This is a genomic window from Candidatus Methylomirabilota bacterium (assembly GCA_035936835.1).
Classification (GTDB): Bacteria; Methylomirabilota; Methylomirabilia; order Rokubacteriales; family CSP1-6; genus AR37.
The window spans coordinates 1-19,117 of the sequence record DASYVT010000148.1; the positions used below are offsets into that span (position 1 = coordinate 1).

The 19,117-nt window shown below is 68.6% G+C and carries 17 protein-coding genes; 6 read left to right on the forward strand and 11 right to left on the reverse strand.

Annotation, left to right across the window (positions count from 1 at the left end):
- Positions 1–125 (forward strand): IS110 family transposase (locus VGV06_13220; protein HEV2056113.1); only part of this gene is annotated, 125 nt, incomplete at its 5' end.
- 145 nt (positions 126–270) lie between these two features.
- On the opposite strand, the gene VGV06_13225 is transcribed toward VGV06_13220, so the two are convergent.
- The 3 genes from VGV06_13225 to VGV06_13235 all read right to left on the reverse strand — a co-directional run bounded on the left by VGV06_13225 (position 271) and on the right by VGV06_13235 (position 4,965).
- Positions 271–2,136, reverse strand: a complete 1,866-nt coding sequence (locus tag VGV06_13225; protein HEV2056114.1) for a hypothetical protein — start codon at positions 2,134–2,136, stop codon at positions 271–273.
- Positions 2,137–2,242: 106 nt separating this feature from the next.
- On the reverse strand, positions 2,243–4,084 hold the full coding sequence (locus VGV06_13230; protein HEV2056115.1) for a hypothetical protein: 1,842 nt from the start codon (positions 4,082–4,084) through the stop codon (positions 2,243–2,245).
- 179 nt (positions 4,085–4,263) lie between these two features.
- Positions 4,264–4,965, reverse strand: a complete 702-nt coding sequence (locus VGV06_13235; GenBank protein HEV2056116.1) for a tetratricopeptide repeat protein — start codon at positions 4,963–4,965, stop codon at positions 4,264–4,266.
- Here VGV06_13235 and VGV06_13240 point away from each other — a divergent pair.
- Positions 4,964–5,398: an FmdB family zinc ribbon protein gene (locus tag VGV06_13240; GenBank protein HEV2056117.1), complete on the forward strand. Its 435-nt coding sequence runs from the start codon at positions 4,964–4,966 to the stop codon at positions 5,396–5,398. The two genes, VGV06_13235 and VGV06_13240, sit on opposite strands and share 2 nt — an antisense overlap.
- Before the next feature lie 23 nt (positions 5,399–5,421).
- Here VGV06_13240 and VGV06_13245 read toward each other — a convergent pair whose 3' ends face one another.
- From VGV06_13245 to VGV06_13265, 5 genes are all read right to left on the reverse strand, one after another.
- Complete coding sequence (locus VGV06_13245) at positions 5,422–6,423, reverse strand: polyprenyl synthetase family protein (protein ID HEV2056118.1); 1,002 nt, start codon at positions 6,421–6,423, stop codon at positions 5,422–5,424.
- A 31-nt stretch (positions 6,424–6,454) separates the two neighbouring features.
- The gene (locus VGV06_13250) at positions 6,455–7,168 is read right to left on the reverse strand and encodes a hypothetical protein (GenBank protein ID HEV2056119.1); all 714 of its coding nucleotides are present in this window, start codon (positions 7,166–7,168) and stop codon (positions 6,455–6,457) included.
- A 31-nt stretch (positions 7,169–7,199) separates the two neighbouring features.
- Positions 7,200–8,039: a hypothetical protein gene (locus VGV06_13255; protein ID HEV2056120.1), complete on the reverse strand. Its 840-nt coding sequence runs from the start codon at positions 8,037–8,039 to the stop codon at positions 7,200–7,202.
- Positions 8,011–9,681: a methylmalonyl-CoA mutase family protein gene (locus VGV06_13260; GenBank protein ID HEV2056121.1), complete on the reverse strand. Its 1,671-nt coding sequence runs from the start codon at positions 9,679–9,681 to the stop codon at positions 8,011–8,013. The genes VGV06_13255 and VGV06_13260 overlap by 29 nt, the downstream gene beginning before the upstream one ends.
- 76 nt (positions 9,682–9,757) lie before the next feature.
- Positions 9,758–11,308 carry an acyl-CoA carboxylase subunit beta gene (locus VGV06_13265; protein ID HEV2056122.1) on the reverse strand — a complete coding sequence of 517 codons (1,551 nt, stop codon included), beginning with the start codon at positions 11,306–11,308 and terminating at the stop codon, positions 9,758–9,760.
- Between the two features lie 162 nt (positions 11,309–11,470).
- Here VGV06_13265 and VGV06_13270 point away from each other — a divergent pair, with 162 nt between their 5' ends.
- From VGV06_13270 to VGV06_13285, 4 genes are all read left to right on the forward strand, one after another.
- Positions 11,471–11,842 carry a hypothetical protein gene (locus VGV06_13270; GenBank protein HEV2056123.1) on the forward strand — a complete coding sequence of 124 codons (372 nt, stop codon included), beginning with the start codon at positions 11,471–11,473 and terminating at the stop codon, positions 11,840–11,842.
- 19 nt (positions 11,843–11,861) lie between these two features.
- Positions 11,862–12,176 (forward strand): YtxH domain-containing protein, encoded by a 315-nt coding sequence (locus VGV06_13275; GenBank protein ID HEV2056124.1) that lies wholly within the window; start codon positions 11,862–11,864, stop codon positions 12,174–12,176.
- Between the two features lie 281 nt (positions 12,177–12,457).
- On the forward strand, positions 12,458–14,302 hold the full coding sequence (locus VGV06_13280) for a tetratricopeptide repeat protein (GenBank protein ID HEV2056125.1): 1,845 nt from the start codon (positions 12,458–12,460) through the stop codon (positions 14,300–14,302).
- A 106-nt stretch (positions 14,303–14,408) separates the two neighbouring features.
- Positions 14,409–14,573 (forward strand): hypothetical protein, encoded by a 165-nt coding sequence (locus VGV06_13285; protein HEV2056126.1) that lies wholly within the window; start codon positions 14,409–14,411, stop codon positions 14,571–14,573.
- 1,016 nt (positions 14,574–15,589) lie between these two features.
- Here VGV06_13285 and VGV06_13290 read toward each other — a convergent pair.
- The 3 genes from VGV06_13290 to VGV06_13300 form a co-directional block, all read right to left on the reverse strand.
- A complete protein-coding gene (locus VGV06_13290; GenBank protein ID HEV2056127.1) occupies positions 15,590–16,153 on the reverse strand; it encodes a hypothetical protein in 564 nt (187 codons plus the stop codon).
- Positions 16,154–16,423: 270 nt separating this feature from the next.
- A complete protein-coding gene (gene lpdA / locus VGV06_13295) occupies positions 16,424–17,821 on the reverse strand; it encodes a dihydrolipoyl dehydrogenase (protein ID HEV2056128.1) in 1,398 nt (465 codons plus the stop codon).
- A 4-nt stretch (positions 17,822–17,825) separates the two neighbouring features.
- Positions 17,826–19,112, reverse strand: a complete 1,287-nt coding sequence (locus tag VGV06_13300; GenBank protein HEV2056129.1) for a dihydrolipoamide acetyltransferase family protein — start codon at positions 19,110–19,112, stop codon at positions 17,826–17,828.
- Positions 19,113–19,117 lie beyond the last annotated feature (5 nt).

Genomic DNA, 19,117 nt, shown 5'->3' on the forward strand with positions numbered 1-19,117 from the left:
TGCGCGCCGCGGGCAAGGCGCCCAAGGTCGCCCTCACGGCCTGCATGCGCAAGCTGCTCACGATCCTCAACGCGATGCTCAAGCATCACACCCGCTGGGCCCTCGTCATGGCTCAGCACGCTTGACACCTAAGACAGTCGCCCCCCTCTCCCCTGAGGGGAGAGGGGGGCGGGGAAAACGAAACCCTCTCCCCCGTCGCGGGGGAGAGGGTAGGGTGAGGGGGCCAAAGGCGAGGGGGCCGATCATCGGGGCAACCGTGGGCAGAGCAGACTACTCCTGCGGGACGGTCATGATGACCTGGGTCTCGGCCGCACCCTTGAAGATGTTTTTGTAGCGGACGACGGTGGCGATGATGGTCGGCTGGGTGGCGTCGTCCGTCTTGAAGCCGCCCAGCGCCGTGATGGTGCCCTCGAAGCCCGTGTCGATGGACTGCAGCCTGAAGCCCGCGGGCCCTTTGAAGATGACGGCGATGAGCCCTTCCTTGACGATGTTCTGGGGGACGATGATCTCGTCCACCCCATCGCCGTCGAGATCTATGGCGAGCGGCGTCGGCTCGATCTTGTAGAAGGCCGTCCGCCGGACCCGGGCCGTGACGATACCCGTGTCCTGCTCGATGGTGACGGCGCCGCCGCCGACAGCCGTCCCTGAGCGCCAGATGTCCTCGCCCTCGGTGGCCATCTGGAGCCGGTTGTATTCGTCGATGAAGGCGAGCACCCGCGAGTCCTTGCCGTTCATGTTGGAGAAGACCGCCCCCATGGGCCTGAAGGCCGAGTGCACTCGCACCGCCTTGTCGGTGACGAGCTTGCCGTTCTTCCAGGCCATCTGCTCGGCCTGGCCTTGGGTGAAGAACTTCTCCCTGCTGAAGCGCTGGGTCCAGACGGTCTGCTTGTGTCCCTCGCCCTTGATGTCCACGGCGAAGAGGAACTCCTCGATGCTGTCTTGAAGGAAGCGGGGCTTGCCGTCCTTGACGCCGAGGATGAAGGAGTTGAGGCCGCTCTCCGGGTCGTGCCGGTTGCCGAGCACCTCGAAAACGCCGTCGCCGTCCAGGTCCACCAAGTAGATGGAGAAGACCCGGCCCCGGGAGCGCACCGACATGGACCACTCGGGCTCGAGCTTCGTGCCCACGACCTTGTACATGTAGACCTTGTCACCGTCGCTGACCACCATACGCGGGATCTTGTCCTTGGGCATGATGCCCACGTCGATGGCCACGACGGCGAAGGGGAACTTGGCCACCTCTTTCAGCGGAATGCTGTTCTCGCCGCTCGAGTAGGAGCCCGCTTCGAGCTCGCGCCCGAGGAGCCGCGACAGGAGCGAGCGCTGCTTGGCCTGCGGCGGGTTGGCGAGACCGCCCTGGGAGAACCGGCTGCCCTGGGTGGTCGGGCGGATCGAGGGCGGCACGAAGAAGGCCGTGGAGAGCGCGGCCTCCGCGCGGGGCAGCTCGTAGAGGCGCACGTCCATGTAGGGCTTGGTCTCGACCCGCTTGAAGTGGACGACGAGGACGTTCTCGACCTTGAAGCGATCGGCGACCTGCTTGAGCCCCTTGCCTTCGAGGGCGTCCTCGGGCTTGACGCCCTGCTGCGCAAGGGCCACGCCGAGGGAGTCGCCCATGCCCACGCTGAAGCGCCCCGTGCGCGTGAGCCCATCTACCAGCTCCTGGACGGCCGCTTCGACCAGGTTGTCTCTCACGCCCGTGGACAGCGGCAGCACCGTGAGGCGGATCTTGCCGGCCGACACGCGCGCCTTGTCCCCGGGGGCGATCCCGCTGCCCCTGCTCGTGGTGACCCGGGCGACGGAGTAGGCCTCGGCGACTTCCTCCACTCTCACCCGCCCCACCGTCTCCTCCTTCCTGCCGAGGACCTCGCCGGTCTTGGGGTGCTTCAGCTCGTCCCCCTCGTGGACGACCACCAATTCCACCCCCGCCACGACTCCGTCCCGCTGGCCTATGGACAGCGTTACCTGGGGGCCCTCCACCTTTAACACGTCACCCTCGACCTTGGGGAAGAGCGCCGTGACCTGGGCCACGAGCGACGTGATCGGGGTGGGCGCCGGCCCGACTGCGGGCGGAGGAGACTGGGCCCAGGCCGGCACGGCGCCCAGAGCCAGCAGGAGGAGAGACAGGGTGACGCGGATCATGGCGCCATGATACCGACCCCCGGGGCACAGGGCAAGCAATGGGGGAAAAGACTACGGGCCCGGGGGGTTGTGCCCCCCGGGCCCGCGTACTGCCGAAGCGCGCGTCCTAGAAGCTGAAGCGGACGCGAGCCGTCGAGATCGCGATGGGCTCGACGCCGATGTCCTTGCGGACCGGCAAGTTGGCGCCGGCGTTGTAGGTGCCACCGATATACCGGTGGGACATTGCGTTGCCGGTCTCCAGGTAGCCGACGGCCCAGTCAAACACCAGGCCCGGCGCGAAGCGGTACGTGAGGGCCGCGTTAAACTCCGTCCCGAGGTAGTTGCTCTCACCCTGAGGCCGGCAGTTGATCAGGGTCTTCCGGCAGACGAAGTTAGGCTGGAGACCGCTGCCCGCCACGACGAAGGCGTCGGTGTCCACCTTGTTCCACGTCCAGTTCGGGGTTATGCCGGCGCCGACGGTGAGCGCGGGCGTGATCGCGTAGCTGGCCTTCACGCCGGTGCTGACGCGGCCGTACTTGTCCCAGCCAATGGCCGTGCCGGGGTTCGAGCCACAGGCCGCGGTATTGGAGCAGAGGATCTGGTAGTAGTCCACGCCCAGGGACATGATCTGCGTGCCCCAGTCAGCCAGGTACGAGGTGTCCGTATCGAGCGGAGTGAAGTACTTGATGCTCTTGTACGGGTTGCTCTTCGCGTCCTGCCCCGTGGTCCACATAACCATGTGGGAAAGGAGCAGCGGACCCAACTGGAAGCTGGTGCGAATGTCGCCAAGCCAGGCGTTAATGTCGGCCGACTTCCGCGTGCCGACCGTGCCGTACGGGTTGCTACAGGCGGCACCGCAGGCGGCAACGCCGGCGAAGTCCTGGAGCCACTTCGCCTGGGTACCGAACTGGTAGAGGATCGTCGGGTCAAGCGAGAACGGGCCCGAGCGCCACCTGGCGTCCAAGCCGACGGTGTGGCGGTACTCGTGCACGCCCGTGCCCGCGCCGTCGTTGCCGCCGACGCCAGAGCTGCCGTTGGCGTTCGCAGAGGCGATCGGAGCGAACGGACCACCGGCCAGGGTCGACACGCCGCCGCGGCCCTGGCGGGCCGAGCCGCTGGTGAGCCCGTTGAAGAAGGCGTACGAGTACATCGGCTTGATGTCGAGCCCCTTCATAACCGTGATCTCGGGGCTTCCGATGAGCGCGAAGTTGTCACCGCGCGACTGCGGTGTGCAGTTCGCCAGCGTCGCAGTAGCGGTCTGGCACTTGTTGTTGAAGGTCGCGGTGCCGGGGGCGTTCAGCGAGTTGGCGAACGGGCCGAAGGGAGCGCTCCCCTTGCCCAGCAGGTTCTCGTCGATCGCGACGTAGGTCATCTGCAGCTTGAAGGTCGGGCTGAACGTGGTGTAGAGGTTCACGCCCGGGAAATCGCCGTTGGCGTAGGTCGCCAGCTTGTAGTTGGCGGCCGTGGCGAAGGGCTGCCCACCGAGCCGGGCGATCGTCGAGAACGGCACGAGCGGCAGCGGGAACTCGACGTACAGCCACTTGACCTGGAAGTTGCCCTGCGTGTCCGTGTTCAGGTCGAACGAGGACTCGGCGCCGTTGCCGACGGCGCCGCACTGAAGCGTCGAGATCGACGAAGCGGAGGCGCAACCCGGGCCGTTGTTGCTGTCGATGAAGCCCGTCTGGCCCCAATAGGAGTCGATCTCGAATCCGAACACTCCCTTGGCCGAGCCGACTTCGCCGATGATGTCGAACCGGCCGCGGGTGCGGCCGTACATCTGGTGGTCCCTGTTGCGGTTGACGTTGAGGTCGGAGATGCTCATGTTCTGAGTCCACGTGCCGACGTTGTCGATGAAACCCGTGATGGTGAACTTCGGCTGGGGCGCCGCCGCCTGAGCAAGGAGGTCAGGGGGCGCGACGAAGCCGAGGAGTGCCATCAGGGCGAGAGAAAGGAACAGAATCCTTCTCATTATCGCCTCCTCATGGTGTGAGTGAACCACGTGCTGCACACGGTGCGTCCTGCCAGTGATCACGTCCGCGCGACAACGGCGCTTCGGCTGCGGCCTTTCTACGACTTGACACTTGTACCCCGGGTGGACCGACCCCGTCAAGCGAAAAGGGCGCAATGACTCGCCATACGTTTGGCGCTTCAGCCCCCGTCGCCAAGCTGCCTGAGGGCATTCTTGGCCAGCTCGGAGAAGGGTGAGGCCGGGTCGAGGTCCCTGGCCTGCCTGAAGGCGGCCTTGGCCTCGTCCTGCCGCCCGCCCTGGGAGAGCGCGAGGCCGAGCCCGTAGTGGGCCGCGACCATGGTCGGCTCGACCTGGATGGCGGCCCGGAAGGACTCCTGCGCCTCCTGCGGCTTGCCCAGCCTGATGTACGCCTCGCCCATGTTGTAGTAGGCGACCTCGGGCGTCGTATAGGTGGGGTAGGTCAGCGCCTTCTTGTAGGCGGCGATGGCGTCGTCGAAGCGGTTCTGCTGGGCCAGAGCGATGCCGAGGTTGTGCTGCAGGTCCGGGCTGGTCTTCTCGAGGCCAATCGCCGTCTGGAACTCAGCCTGCGCGTCGACAGGTCGGCCCAGGTTCAGCAGGACCAGCCCGAGCGTGTTGTGGTATTGCGCGTTCTCGGGGTCGAGCTGGAGAGCCTCCCTGAGCGCCGCCATGCCGAGCGCCAGCCGGTTGTCGCTCAGGTTGCGCACGGCCTGCTCGTACGTCGCCCTGGCCTGGAGCTTCCGCACCTCTTCGTCCTGCTTGGAGGCGCAGCCCGACACGAGCACGAGTGCCGCGATGACAAGGAGCGGGCCGCGCGCGGCGCCTAGTCTTGACAGGGTCGTTTCCGCCCTGTTAACCTTCATGGTTGTGCCGACCTACGAGTACGAATGCCCGAAGTGCCCCCGCGTTTTCGAGGTGAAGCAGCGGATCACCGAGCCCATGCTCGAGGTCTGCGAACGGTGCGGCGGGCCCATCCACCGGCTCCTGTCGGCCACCCCGTTCATCCTGAAGGGGGGCGGCTGGTACGTCACCGACTACCCGTCCGAGTCCCGCAAGAAGGCGTCCAAGTCGGAGTCGACATCGGGTGAATCGGCCCCGGCGGCGGGTGATTCGGCCCCGGCGGCGGGCGACTCGGCCAAGGCGGCCCCGAGCCCCGCCGGAGAGAAGTCTAGCACGGCCCAGCCGACGCCCTCCCCTTCCGAGAAGCCCAAGACAGAGAAAACCAAGAGCGAGCCGGCTCCCAAGCCCAAGGCGTCCGGCTCCTCCTCCTCGTCGTCGTCGTCTTCGTCTTCCTAAAACCGGTCTTCCTGAAACCGCGGCTACTTGTCGCGATCCACCACGTAGTCGGCGACGAGGAGCAGCGTGTCTTTGTCCTCGCCGTCGGGGAAGGCGGCGAGAGCCTCCTTGGCGCTCCGGGAGTAGTCCTGCGCGCGCGCCTGCGCGTACTCGACGCTGCCGTAGCGCTCGACCAGCAGGCGGATCTCCTCGAACTCGCCCGGGCCGACGGCGTGCCGCTTGAGCACGGACTGTATCCTGTCGCGCTCGGCAGGGCTGGCGCGCTCGAGCGTCGCGATGAGCGGCAGTGTCCGCTTGCCTTCCTTCAAATCGGCGCCTACCGCCTTGCCCAGGCGCACCTGGTCGGCGACGAAGTCGAGCGAGTCGTCGCTGATCTGGAAGGCGATGCCGATGTGGAGCCCGTAGCGGGTGAGCGCCTCGACGCGGTCCTCGGGCGCCTTCGCCAGGAGCGCGCCGATCCGGCAGCAGGCCGAGATGAAGGACGCCGTCTTCTGGGTGATGATGCGCAGGTAGTCGGCCTCGCTCGCGGTGCCGCTCCGCTTCCGCTCGAGCTGCAGCACCTCGGCCTCCGTCATCGAGACGGTGGCGCGCGCGAGAGTCTCGAGCACGGCCGCGTCGCCGTCCTCGACCATGAGGGCGAAAGACTTCGAGTAGAGGTGGTCGCCGACGAGGATGGAGGCGTCGTCGCCCCAGCGCGCGTTGGCCGAGGGGTGGCCGCGCCGGAGCGGCGCCTGGTCCACGACGTCGTCGTGGATGAGGGTCGCCGTGTGCAGGAGCTCGACCACACATCCCATGCGCACCGCGCGCGGGCCGCCGTAGCCCGCCACGCGCGCCGCCATCAGCAAGAGGATCGGCCGGAGCCGCTTGCCGCCGGCGCCGGCGATGAACTCGCCCATCTCGTGGATCAGGCCGACGGGGGAGGCGAGCTCGCGCGCGATGGCCTCCTCGATGGCACGCATCTCGGGGCCCACGGCCAGGGCGACGCGCTCCTTGAGGAGCGCCTCCAGCGGCGTCGGGGCTTTCACTGGCGTGGGTGGATCAGCGCCAAGGGGTGGATCAACGAATAACGACCCGGTCCTTGACCTTGACCTGGTTGCCTGAGGAGACGCTCGACAGCTCGACCACGGAAAACTTGTCCCTGACCTCGGTCACGCGGCCCGTGGCGACCTCCTCGTCCAGCTCGCCCAGGAGCTCACCGGTGACGGGGTGGACGATGGCGATCTTGTCTCGGCGCACGCTGACCTGGGCGCCCGGCCTGACGCCGTCCTTGCCGTTGAGGTCGATCACGACCCGGCTCGTGTCCACGAACACCACGAAGCCGCGGTTGGCCGGCAGCGTGGGCGCGCCGGCCGGCTGGGTGGCGCCGCCCTTGGCGGCCGCCGCGCCGGGCTTCGGCGGCGGGGGCGCGGCCTCGACGGACACCGCCATCTTCTGGCGCGGGCTGATGCGGCCGCCGCCCGGGGGCGCGCCGTACTTGGCCACGATCTCCGGCGGCGCGATGAGGCTGTCCTTACCAAAGATCAGCGTGCCCATGGTGGTGGGAACCTTGTCGTCCTCCACCCAGATGTACTCGGGCTCGCTCGCCACGTCGCCGAAGCGGGGGTTCTTGATGAGGAGCCACTTGTTCTCCGCCGCCTTGATGCCGACGCTGGGATCGGAATCCTTGGGCAGTCCCGCCAGCTCCCGCAGGCTCGGCAGCTCCCCGCAGCCGGCGACGAAGGCCGCGGCCAGCGCCAGGCCGGCCAAGAGACGGAGCGCGGTGGCGTTCATGGGGTCTCAAGCATAGCAGATTCGGCGCGGGTCAGTCCTCGGGGCGCGGCTCCCACGGGAAGCGCTGGTCGGCCGCGCCCTCGGACTTGGAGAGAGCCTGCCGCCTGGAGAAGAGCGCGGCGCCCGTGACGGCCGATATAAACGTCACGTCGAGGTACACGACGCCCCGACGCTCGATCAGCACCGGCACCAGCCACGCTGTCAAGTCGAGGGACTTGCCGAGCGCCACGGCCCGGTCCGGGCGCACCAGCATCTCCTCGCCCTTCGTCTTGCTGTTGAGCAGCGCCTCGTTGACCTGCCCCGAGTCCACGCTCTGGAAACGGCGGGTCTGGTCCATGGCCAGCGCCAGCATGAAGGGCACGCGGCGCAAGTCGGCCTTGGCCGCCGTCAGGTCGACCGGCGGCACGACAGCGACGCGAATGCGGCCGCGCGTGATGCGCACGCCGTCCTCGGGCCGGGGCTGCGGCCGGCCCTCGATGGGGACGAATCCGGCCTCGGAGAAGGTCGCCTCTACGCGCTGCACCTGGGCGTAGCCCAAGACTTCCTCGTACCGGCCGAGCGGCTTGCCCGAGGTCGGGTGGTGGAAGACCTCGCCTTTTCGGAAGACGGTGAACTCCTGGCCGGCGAGCACGCCGTTCTTCTTGGCCAGGTCCATATAGATGCTCTCGCCGTCCACCTGCACCACCAGACCTTCGACGGGCGGGAACGCCGTGACGACGTCTTGGAGCATCAGGCCGAAGGTGGCGCCGACCTGGTCCGCGATCCCCGCGTGGGCCGGCTCCGCCAGCACCAACGCGGCCAGAGCGAGCGCGGCGGCGGCCCTAGAAAGCGCCGCGGCGGTCCTAGAAGACGACCGACGGCTGGTGGACACCAAAGACCTTCCGCAGCGCGTGGCAGATCTCCCCGAGGGTCACCTTCGCGCGGACGGCGTCGAGGATGAACGGGATGAGGTTGTCGCGGCCGCGCGCGGCCCGATCCACGGCCTCGAGCGCGCGCGCCGCGGCCCCTGCGTCGCGGGTGCGCCTGAGGCGATCCAGGCGCTCGGCCATCGCCGCGCTGACCGCGGGATCGATCTGGAAGAGGCCGCTGGGCGGCGGCTCGTCCATGACGAACTCGTTGACGCCCACGACGATGCGCGCCTTCGACTCGACGTCCTGCTGGTAGCGGTACGCCGACTCCTGGATCTCGCGCTGCATGAAGCCGATGGCGCTGACGGAGCCGCCGAGGCCGTCGATCTTGGCGATGTAGGTCTCGGCCTCCTCTTCGATCCTGCGGGTCATGGCTTCCACCGCGTAGGAGCCTCCCAGCGGGTCCGCGGTGTCGGCGACGCCGGACTCGTAGCCGAGCACCTGCTGGGTGCGAAGCGCTCCGCGCACGGAGGCCTCGGTGGGCAGCGCGAGGGCCTCGTCCATCGAGTTGGTGTGCAGCGACTGGCACCCGCCGAGGATGGCCGCCAGGGCCTGCACCGCGACCCGCACGATGTTGTTCTCGGGCTGCTGTGCCGTCAGCATGCTGCCCGCCGTCTGCGCGTGGAAGCGCAGCGTGCATGAGCGCGGGTCCCGAGCCCCGAAGCGCTCAGTCATGATCCGCGCCCAGAGGCGGCGGGCCGCGCGGAACTTCGCCACCTCCTCGAGGAGGTGGTTGTGGGCATTGAAGAAGAAGGACAGCTGCGGCGCGAACTCGTCCACCTCGAGCCCCGCCGCCCGCGCGGCCGTGACGTAGGCAACGGCGTTGGCGAGCGTGAAACCCACCTCCTGCGCCGCCGTGCAGCCGGCCTCGCGGATGTGGTAGCCGGAGATGGAGATCGTGTTCCAGCGCGGCACGCGGCCCTTGCAGAAGGCGAACATGTCGGTGATGAGCCGCATGGACGGCGCCGGTGGGTAGATGTACGTGCCGCGCGCGATGTACTCCTTGAGGATGTCGTTCTGGACGGTGCCGGAGAGCCTGTCCGGCGCGATCCCCTGCTTCTCCGCCACGGCGATGTACAGACACAGGAGGATCGCGGCCGTGGCGTTGATGGTCATGGAGGTGGACACGCGATCGAGCGGGATGCCCGCGAAGAGCTCCTCCATGTCCTCCAGGCTCGAGATGGACACGCCGACCTTGCCCACGTCGCTCTTCGCCATCGCGTCGTCGGCGTCGTAGCCCATCTGCGTCGGGAGGTCGAAGGCGACCGAGAGCCCCGTTTGCCCCTGTTCGAGGAGGTAGCGATAGCGCCGGTTGGTCTCGACCGCTGAGCCGAAGCCCGCGTACTGGCGCATGGTCCAGAGCCTGCCGCGGTACATCGTGGGCTGTACACCGCGCGTGTACGGGTGTTCACCCGGGAAACCCACGTCGCGAACGTAGTCCTGGGCCGCCGTGTGCTCCGGCGTGTACACGCGCTCGAGCGGCGCGCCGTCGGATCCCGCGAAGAGCCCCGGCCTGTCGGGCGACTTCTCGAGCGCGGGCTTGAGCGTCCGCGCTTCCCACTCACGCCTCGCGTCGTCGAGCCGCTTCTTTTCTTCGGGTATCATAGCGGACTCCGACGCAGAGCAGGCTTCATAGCGGCCCATGCCTCATAGCGGCCCATGCCTCATAGCGGCCCATGCTTCATAGCGGAATGTTCCCGTGCTTGCGCGGCGGGTTCGAGTCCCGCTTGGTGTGCAGGACCTCGAGCGCCTGGATCAGCCGGCGGCGGGTGTCCCTGGGTTCGATGACCTCGTCGATGTACCCGCGCTCCGCCGCGGCGTAGGGAGTTGCGAACTTCTCCCGGTACTCGCGGGTCTTCTCGTCCTTGAGCTTCGCCGGGTCCGTCGCCGCGTCCATCTCCCGCTTGTACAGGATGCTCACCGCCCCGTCGGGACCCATGACGGCAATCTCGGCGGTCGGAAAGGCGAAGTTGACGTCGCCCCGGATGTGCTTGGAGGACATGACGCAGTACGCGCCGCCGTAGGCCTTGCGCGTGATGACGGTCAGCTTGGGCACCGTCGCCTCGCAGTAGGCGTACAAGAGCTTCGCCCCGTGCTTGATGATGCCGCCGAACTCCTGCGCCGTCCCGGGCAGGAAGCCGGGCACGTCCTCGAAGGTGACGAGCGGAATGTTGAAGCAGTCGCAGAATCGCACGAAGCGCGCGGCCTTCAGGGACGCGCTGATGTCGAGACAGCCGGCCAGGTGCGCGGGCTGGTTGGCGACGACGCCGACCGGCCTGCCGCCGAGCCGCCCGAAGCCGACCACGATATTGGGCGCGTAACCGGCGTGCACCTCGAAGAAGTACCGGTCGTCGAGCACCGGCTGAACGATGTCCTTGATGTCGTACGGCTTGTTCGGCTGGTCGGGGACGACCGTCTGCATCTCCTCATCCACGCGGTCCGCGGGGTCGGTCGTAGGCCGCACGGGCGGGTCTTCCAGGTTGTTCTGAGGCAGGAAGGTCATGAGCTCGCGGATCAGCGCCAGGCACTCCTCCTCGCTCTCCGCGGCGAAGTGCGCGACGCCGGACGTCGTCCCGTGCGTCGCCGCGCCGCCCAGCTCCTCGAAGGAGACCTCCTCGTGCGTGACGGCCTTGATGACGTCGGGGCCCGTCACGAACATGTAGGAAGAGTGCTTGACCATGAAGACGAAGTCGGTGATGGCGGGCGAGTAGACGGCGCCGCCCGCGCACGGGCCCATCACGGCGGAGATCTGCGGCACGACGCCCGAGGCCAGCGTGTTGCGCAGAAAAATGTCGGCGTAGCCCGCGAGCGAGACCACCCCCTCCTGGATCCGCGCGCCGCCGGAATCGTTCAGTCCGATCACGGGCACGCCCGTCTTCATGGCGAGGTCCATGATCTTGCAGATCTTGCGCGCATACGCCTCAGAGAGCGAGCCGCCGAAGACGGTGAAGTCCTGTGCGAAGGCGAAGACGGGGCGGCCGTGGACGCGCCCCGAGCCTGTCACCACGCCGTCGCCCGGGATGCGCTGGGCGTCCATGCCGAAGTCATTGTTCTGGTGGACCACGAAGCGGTCCACCTCCGCGAACGATCCCTTGTCGAGGAGGATCTCGAGCCGCTCGCGGGCCGTCTTCTTCCCCGCCTTGTGCTGGCGCTCGATCCGCTCCGGCCCGCCGGCCGCGTCGGCGGCCTCGTTGCGGCGGTGGAGTTCCTCGAAGCGATCCTGGAGGGACATGGGTGCGGCTCCTTGGAGTGGCCGACGCTGGGGAGTGCCCGGCGGTGCGCTCCTGTCTGTGGGGGAGTATAGAGGCCCGTCGCCGGGAAAGTCAATGAATGCGCGGCTTTTTCGCTGACCGGTTTGACTTCGCGACGCGCCGTCTGGCATACTTCCCGCCCTATGACTCCGCTGGCCCAGGCCGCGCTGGTAATCTGCGCCGTGGTGCTGACCGTGGCGCTCGTCGTGACGCTGGCGACCTTCAGGCGCGCGACCGCGCGGGCGGAGATCGTGCTGCAGCTGGTGGAGCGGGAGATCCGCCCGCTGGCGAGCCAGGTCGAGGCGCTGGCGGCGGACGTGCGGGCGCTGTCGCAGACGGCCAACCGCGAGCTGGAGCGGGTCAGCGGCGTGGTCCGCCGCGTGGAGGACATCTCGCTCAAGATCGCGCGCGTGGTCGGCGTGGCGAACAGCCTGGCGTCATTTCGCGGGGTCACGAACGTTGGCTCAGGCCTCCGGACGGCGCTCAGCGTGTTTGTGTCGAGACTCAGGACATAGAGAGAGGGAGGACGCGATCATGTCGGACGAGCGTGGTGGGGACGCGGCAGGCTACATGGGCTGGTTCTTCCTCGGCGCCATCGCAGGCGCGGCGGCGATGCTGCTGCTGACGCCCAAAACGGGCACCGAGGCCCGCGAGCTCTTGACGGAGCACGGGCAGGAGTGGCTCAAGAAGGCGCAGGCGGCGGCGGAGGAAGCGCAGGAGAAAGCCGGCGACCTCTTCGGCAAGGGCCGCGAGTACTTCGAGGAGCAGCGCAACCGCGTGGTCGGGGCTTTCGAGGCCGGCCGCTCGGCCATGAAAGAGGAGATGGGCAAGGTCCGCTCCGACGGGTAGCGGCCGCGGGAGACGGAGACATCGGGAAGCTTGGCCCACGGAACTCGCGCGGCCGACCGACGGCCCCGGCGGCCGCGCGCCTCCGCGGCGGGCGGCTCACCGCATCCTCCGGCGAAGCGATCAACAGGCTGCGGCGCGTCGCCATCCCCGCTGCCATCGCCGTCCTGACCTTCCTCGCGTTCCTGCCCACCTTCCAGAACGGCTTCGTCGAGTGGGACGATGACGTAAACTTTCGGCTCAACGAATCCTACCGCGGGCTCGACTGGGCCCAGCTCAAGTGGATGTTCACCGCGTTCCACTTGGGACACTACACCCCCCTGACGTGGGTCACCTTCGGGCTCGATTACATCGTATGGGGCATGGACCCCTTCGGGTATCACCTGACGAACCTGGTTCTTCACGCGGCCAACGCCGCCCTCTTCTTCCTGATCGCCGTGAGACTCCTGGCGCGGGCAAACCCCGCCCTCGCCTCGGAATGGCTTGGGCTCCGGCTCGCGGCTGCGGCTGCGGCCCTCCTGTTCTCCCTGCATCCGCTGCGGGTCGAATCGGTGGCGTGGACAACGGAGCGCCGGGACGTCCTCTGTGCGTGCTTCTACCTGCTCGCCATCCTCGCCTATCTCCGCGCGTGCGACGCCCGGGCCCTTGCGGCTCGGGGCGGACGGGCCTGGTACGGTCTGTCCATTGCCGCATCCGGCGCCGCGCTGCTGTCAAAATCCATGGCGGTCAGCCTGCCTTTGATTCTGCTGGTGCTCGACGTCTACCCGCTTGGACGGCTCGCGCTCGGCCGCGGCATTTTTGCCGACGCAGGACAGCGGCGGGTGTTGGCAGAGAAGATCCCGTACTTCCTCCTCGGCGCCCCCGCCGGGGTCCTGCAGATCCTTGCCACCCGCCAGGCCGAGAGCCTCATGCCGATGAGCCAACTGGGGATCGTCGAGCGCGTGAGCGTCGCGAACTTCTCCCTCGCGTTCTACCTCTGGAAGATGGTCGTGCCCCTGGATCTGTCCCCGCTCTACGAGATGCCAGAGTCCATCCGTTGGTGGGCGCCCTCATTCGTGCTCAGCGGACTCGTCGTGCTCACGATCACAGGGCTGGTCCTGGGACTCCGGCGCCGCTGGCCGGCGCTGGCCGCAGTCTGGACGAGCTACGTCGTCATGCTCCTTCCCGTCTCCGGCATCGTGCAGGCTGGACCGCAGATCGCGGCCGACCGCTACAGCTACCTGCCTTGTCTCGGCTGGGCGCTCCTGGCCGCTGCCGGGCTGGGCGCCGGCTGGCTTCACCTCCGGCGGACACGGCCCGTGTCAGTGGCAGCCTGGCGGATCCTACCCGTCGTGCTGGTCTTGAGTGCCTGCCTCGGCGGCCTGACCTGGCGGCAGGTGGGAGTCTGGCACGACACAGAGACGTTATGGACTCAGGCGGTGAGCGCGTCTCCGTCGGCCGTGGCGCACGTGAACCTCGGGGATCCGCTCGAGGGACGGGGACGCATTGCCGACGCCGTCACGCACTACGAGGAGGCGATACGGCTGAGGCCGAGTTACGGGCCGGGGCACGTCGCCCTCGGCGTCGCCCTCGCCGATCAAGGGCGCCTGTCGGAGGCAATCAGCCACTACGAGGAGGCGGCGCGGCTCATGCCGGGGTCGGCGGTCCCCTACAACAACCTCGGCGCGGCGCTGGCCGCGCAGGGCCGCACCGATGAAGCGATCGAGCGCTATCGGGAGGCGGTGAAACGACTGCCCACGTACGCGGACGCCCACAAGCATCTCGGTCTCGCGCTTGCTCGGCAGGGCCGTCTGGCGGAAGCGGTCGAGCACTACCGCGAGGCGCTGCGGTTGCGCCCCGACTCCGCCGAAGTGCGCACCAATCTCGCCGGAGCGCACACAAATCTCGCCATTGCGCTTGCCAATCAGGGGCGAACGGCGGAGGCGCTCGAACACTTTCGCGACGCGGTGGCCCTCCAGCCGCGCTCTGCCGAGGCGCGCAACAACTTGGGCCTCATGCTGGTCAAGGCGGGCCGGAGCGAGGAGGCCGAGGCGCAGTTTCGCGAGGCGCTGAGGCTCAACCCGGACCTTCGAGACGCCCGGAACAACCTGGAGCAACTCGTGTCGCTTCGAGGCAAGGGGCCGCGGTAGGAGACCCCCCTCGCGGGCCGCTCGGCCATGAGGGAAGAGATGGGCAAGGTCCGCTCCAGCGGGTAGAATCGCGCCATGGTGGGGAGCATCCACGCCCCCACAGCTGATGGGCCCGGCTCCGACGGCAGCCGCGCCCCACCGCGGCGGCGCTCTCTGGGACTTCTCCCGCGAGACGATCGCCAGGCTGCAGGCCTTGGCTCTTCCCAGCGCCGTCGCCATCCTGACGTTCGTCGCCTTCCTGCCCACGCTCGAGAACAACTTCGTCGACTGAGACGACGAGCCCAACTTGCAGCTCAACGAGTCCTATCGTGGGCCGGCTGGACCCAGCTCAAGTGGATGTTCACGGCGTTCCACCTCGGGCACTATGCCTCGCTCACCTGGATCACGTTCGGCGCCTATTACGTCGTCTGCGGCCTCGACCCGCTCGGGTACCACCTGACCAATCTCCTGCTGCACGCGGCCAACGCCGTCGTCTTCTACCTGATCGCGTTCCGCCTGCTGCAGGGGGGGATTCCCGGCGCGAAGGACCGCCCGCTGCCACTCCGGCTCTCCGCCGCCCTTGCCGCGCTGGTCTTCGCGGTTCACCCGCTGCGGGTCGAGTCGGTGGCCTGGGCCACGGAGCGGAGGGACGTCCTCTCAGGTCTCTTCTACCTCCTGGCCGTCCTCGTCTATCTCAGGCGGGAGCAGAACTCGAGCGGGGGGCCCGCCGCCCGGCGCCGGCGGTACTGGGCCTGCCTTCTGCTCTTCATCGTGGCGCTGTTCTCGAAGTCCATGGCGGTCACCCTGCCCGCGGTGCTGCTCCTGCTCGACATCTATCCCCTCCGCCGCTTCCCCCTCACCGTCGCCGGACTGGGATCCTCGCAGGCCCGCGGGGCGCTCCTCGAGAAGCTGCCCTTCTTCGCCCTCAGTGCGCTGGCAAGTATCGGGGCCTTCAGGGCCACGATTGCCGCAGACTCCCTGACGCCAGAGACCACACTGCGCTGGGTGGACCGCGCCGCCGTCTCGGTCTACGGACTCGCCTTCTACCTCTGGAAGTCGATCTTCCCGATTCGGCTCGCGAATCTCTACGAGCTGCCGATCCCCTTCGATCCTCTCGCCTCTCCGATCGTGCTGAGCGCCGCGGGCGTGGCGGCGCTGATCCTCCTTCCGGTCATCGGCATATTCCACACCGGCCGCCAGATCGCCGCTGACCGCTACACCTGCCTCGCTTCGCTGCCGTGGGCGGTGCTCCTCGGCGCTGCGCTCCTCGGCGCCACGCTCCTCGGCCAATGCGACGCGGTCCTCGCCTCACGCCCCAGGCTGCGCGTCGCTGTGCTCACCGTGGCCCCGCTGCTCCTGGAGCTCGTGCTCGGCGCCCTCACGTGGCGCCAGGTCCAGGTCTGGCACGACACCGAGACTCTCTGGGCGAGCGCGCTCCGGGCCGCGCCGTCCGCGCACGCTCACCAAAGCTTGGGTCGCGAGCTCGTGCGGCGCGGGCGGGTCGGCGAAGCCCTGCCTCACCTGCGAGCCCGCGTCGAACTCCGACCGGACGGTCCTGTGGAACGCTACGAGGTCGCGGCCGCCCTCGAGCGCCTGGGTCGGCTTCCCGAGTCGACCGAGCACTACGCCAAGGCGGTACGCCTGAGCCCCGCCAACCCGCACTTCCGAAACTACCTGGGCACCGCGCTCATGAAGGAGGGTAGGTTCGACGAGGCAGTCACCGAGCTTCGCCGCGCGGTCGCCCTGGAAGGGGGCTCGGCCGAGGCGCACAAGAACCTGGGCGACGCGCTGGGGCGCCAGGGGCGCGACGCCGAGTCCATCGAGCAGTTCGAGGAGGCGCTGCGCTTCTCGCCCGACTTCGCCGAGGCGCACGAGGGGCTGGGGCTCGCCTTCATGCGGCGGGGCGATCTCCCCCGCGCGATCCGGGAATTCCGGGCGGCGCTCAAGCAGTCGCGGGACCCGGCCGAGGTGCGCAACAACCTCGGCGTCGCTCTCGCCCGCCAGGGCGACCCGGAGGGCGCGGCGCGGGAATTCCGGCTGGGGTCGAGCTGCGCCCGGACTTCGCCGCGGCCCAGCGGAACCTCGACGCAGCCCTCTACGACGCCGAAAGCCGGCGCCGACGCTAACAGGCTGCTTGGAAAGTTAGATGTGTATCGCTTGACCCAGGGCGGCGAGCGTGGCCTCGAGAGAGGCCTCGGACAGGGTCGGGTGGGCGTGGATGGTGTGGATGATCTCCTCGAGCGTGGCCTCGAGCGTTCGTCCCACCGCGAATTCGTGGATCAGCTCCGTCGCCTCGGGACCCACGATGTGGACGCCGAGGATCTCCCCCGTCCGCTTGTCGGCCACCACCTTCAAGAAGCCGTCCGTCTCTCCCAGCGCCACCGCCTTGCCGTTGGCCGTGAAGGGGAAGCGGCCCACACTGACCTCGCGTCCGTTCGCCTTCGCCGCGGCCTCGGAGAGGCCGATGGACGCGACCTGCGGGCGGCAGTAGGTGCACGAGGGGACGTTGCCGTAGTCCACCGGGCGCGGCGACCGGCCCGCGATGGTCTCGGCCGCGACCACGCCCTCGGCCATGGCCTTGTGCGCCAGCATCTGGCGCCCCGCCATGTCGCCGACGGCGAAGATGCCGTTCACCGACGTCTCCATCGTGGGTGACACCGTCACGAGACCGCGGTCCGTCGTCACGCCGAGGGCTTCGAGCCCGAGACCCTTCGTCCTCGCGGCGCGCCCGACGGCCATGAGCACCTGAGCGGCCGTGAGCGTCTCGCGTTTGCCTTCGGCGTCGATCTCCACGGCGACGCTCCCCTTGCCCGGAGTGACCTTCACGACCTTGACACCCGTGCGCACGGTCACGCCCCGGCGCGTGAAGAGCCGCGCGATCTGGGCCGACGCCTCCTCGTCCTCCACGGGCAGCACGCGCGGCAGCGCCTCGAGGACGGTCACCTCCACGCCGTAGGCGCGGTAGATGTCGGCGAACTCCATGCCGACCGCGCCCGCGCCGATCACGATCAGCGAGGCGGGCCGGATCTCGGAGCGGACCGCGCCGTTGGAGGAGATCACCTGGGTCTCGTCCATGGTGACGCCGGGCAGCGACTTGGGCTCGGAGCCCGTGGCGAGGATGATCGCCCGGCGAGCCTCGAGGATCTCCACGCCGCCCTTGCCCTTGACCTCGACGACACTCTTCGACTTGAGGGAGCCCACGCCCGCGACGAGGGTGATCTTGTTCTTGCGGAAGAGAAACTCGACGCCCTTGGCCATGCGGTCGGCGACGCGCCGTGAGCGCTGGATCGCCTGGCCGTAGTCGGCCCGCCATTCCCCGACCGTGATGCCGAACTCTTCTGCTCGGTGAAAGAGGTCGACTATTTCGGCGTTGCGCAGGAGGGCCTTGGTGGGAATGCACCCCCAGTTGAGGCAGACGCCGCCGGGCCTGTCGTCTTCCACCGCGGCGACCGAGAGCCCGAGCTGGGCGCAGCGGATCGCGGCGACGTAGCCGCCGGGACCCGTGCCGACCACGACGATGTCGAACGCCTGGTTCGCCACGGCGCTACACGAGAAGCCGGAGAGGCTCTTCCAGCAGGCGCTTGACGTCCTGGAGGAAGCGGGCGCCCATGGCGCCGTCCATCACGCGGTGGTCGCAGGAGATGGTCATCTTCATGCGGCGGCCGACGCGAAGCTGGCCGCCCTCGACGACGGGCTTCTCGAGCACGGACCCTACCGCGAGGATGGCGCCCTCGGGCGGGTTGATGATGGCCGAGAACTCCTCGACGTCGTACATGCCGAGGTTGGAGATGGAGAAGGTCGCTCCGGAGATCTCCTGGGCGCGGAGCTTGCCGCCCCGCGCGCGCTCGGCCAGGTCACGGGCCTCGACGGCGATCTGCCCGAGCGGCTTGGCGTCGCAATTGCGCAGCACGGCCGTGATCAGACCCTCGTCGAGGGCGATGGCGAGGCCGATGTGGGCGCGGTGGAAGACGCGGATGCTCTGCCCTTGGAGCTGTGCGTTCACGCCTGGGTTCTTGAGCAGCGCCGACGCGCAGGCCTTGACGATCATGTCGGTGACGGAGACCTTCGGCTGCCCCTCGAGGGCGTTCAGCTCGGCGCGGAGCGCCCAGGCGCGGTCCATCGAGACCTCCGACGTGACGTAGAAGTGCGGCACCGGACCCTTGGAGAGCGGCATGCGCTTGGCGATGATGGCGCGCATCGAGCTGAGCGGCCTGTCCTCGAACTCGGCGCCCGTTCGAGGCGGGATCACGAACTGTGGGCGTGCCTGCGCCGCAGCGGGCGCCGCTGGGCTCGGGCCGGCTGCGGCAGCGGGACGGGGCGACGCGGCGGCGGACTCGACGTCGCGCCTCACGATGCGGCCGCCGGGACCTGTCCCCTGGATCAATCGCAGGTCCACGCCGGACTGGGCGGCGACCTTGCGGGCCAGCGGCGAGGCCTTGACCCTGCCGCCTGCCGGCGCCGCCACAGAGGACACCGCCGCCATCGGCACCACGGCGCTCGTCTCCGGCACCGATCGGTAGGATTCCATGGCCGGCAGCGCGGCCGACGCGGGAGCCGGCGCAGAAGCCTGAGGCGACGGAGCGGCGGAGGCGACGGCGCCGATGTCATCCGCGGCGTCGGCGATGACACCGATCAGCTCGCCCACCGGCACCTGCCCGCCCTCGGGGATGACGATCTTGCGCAGGACACCACCGCCGAAGGCCTCGATCTCCACGTTGGCCTTGTCGGTCTCGATCTCGGCGATGACGTCGCCGCCCTTGATGGCATCGCCTTCCTTCTTCAGCCACTTGATGACCTTGCCGGTCTCCATGGCCTCGCTGAGCTTGGGCATTATGA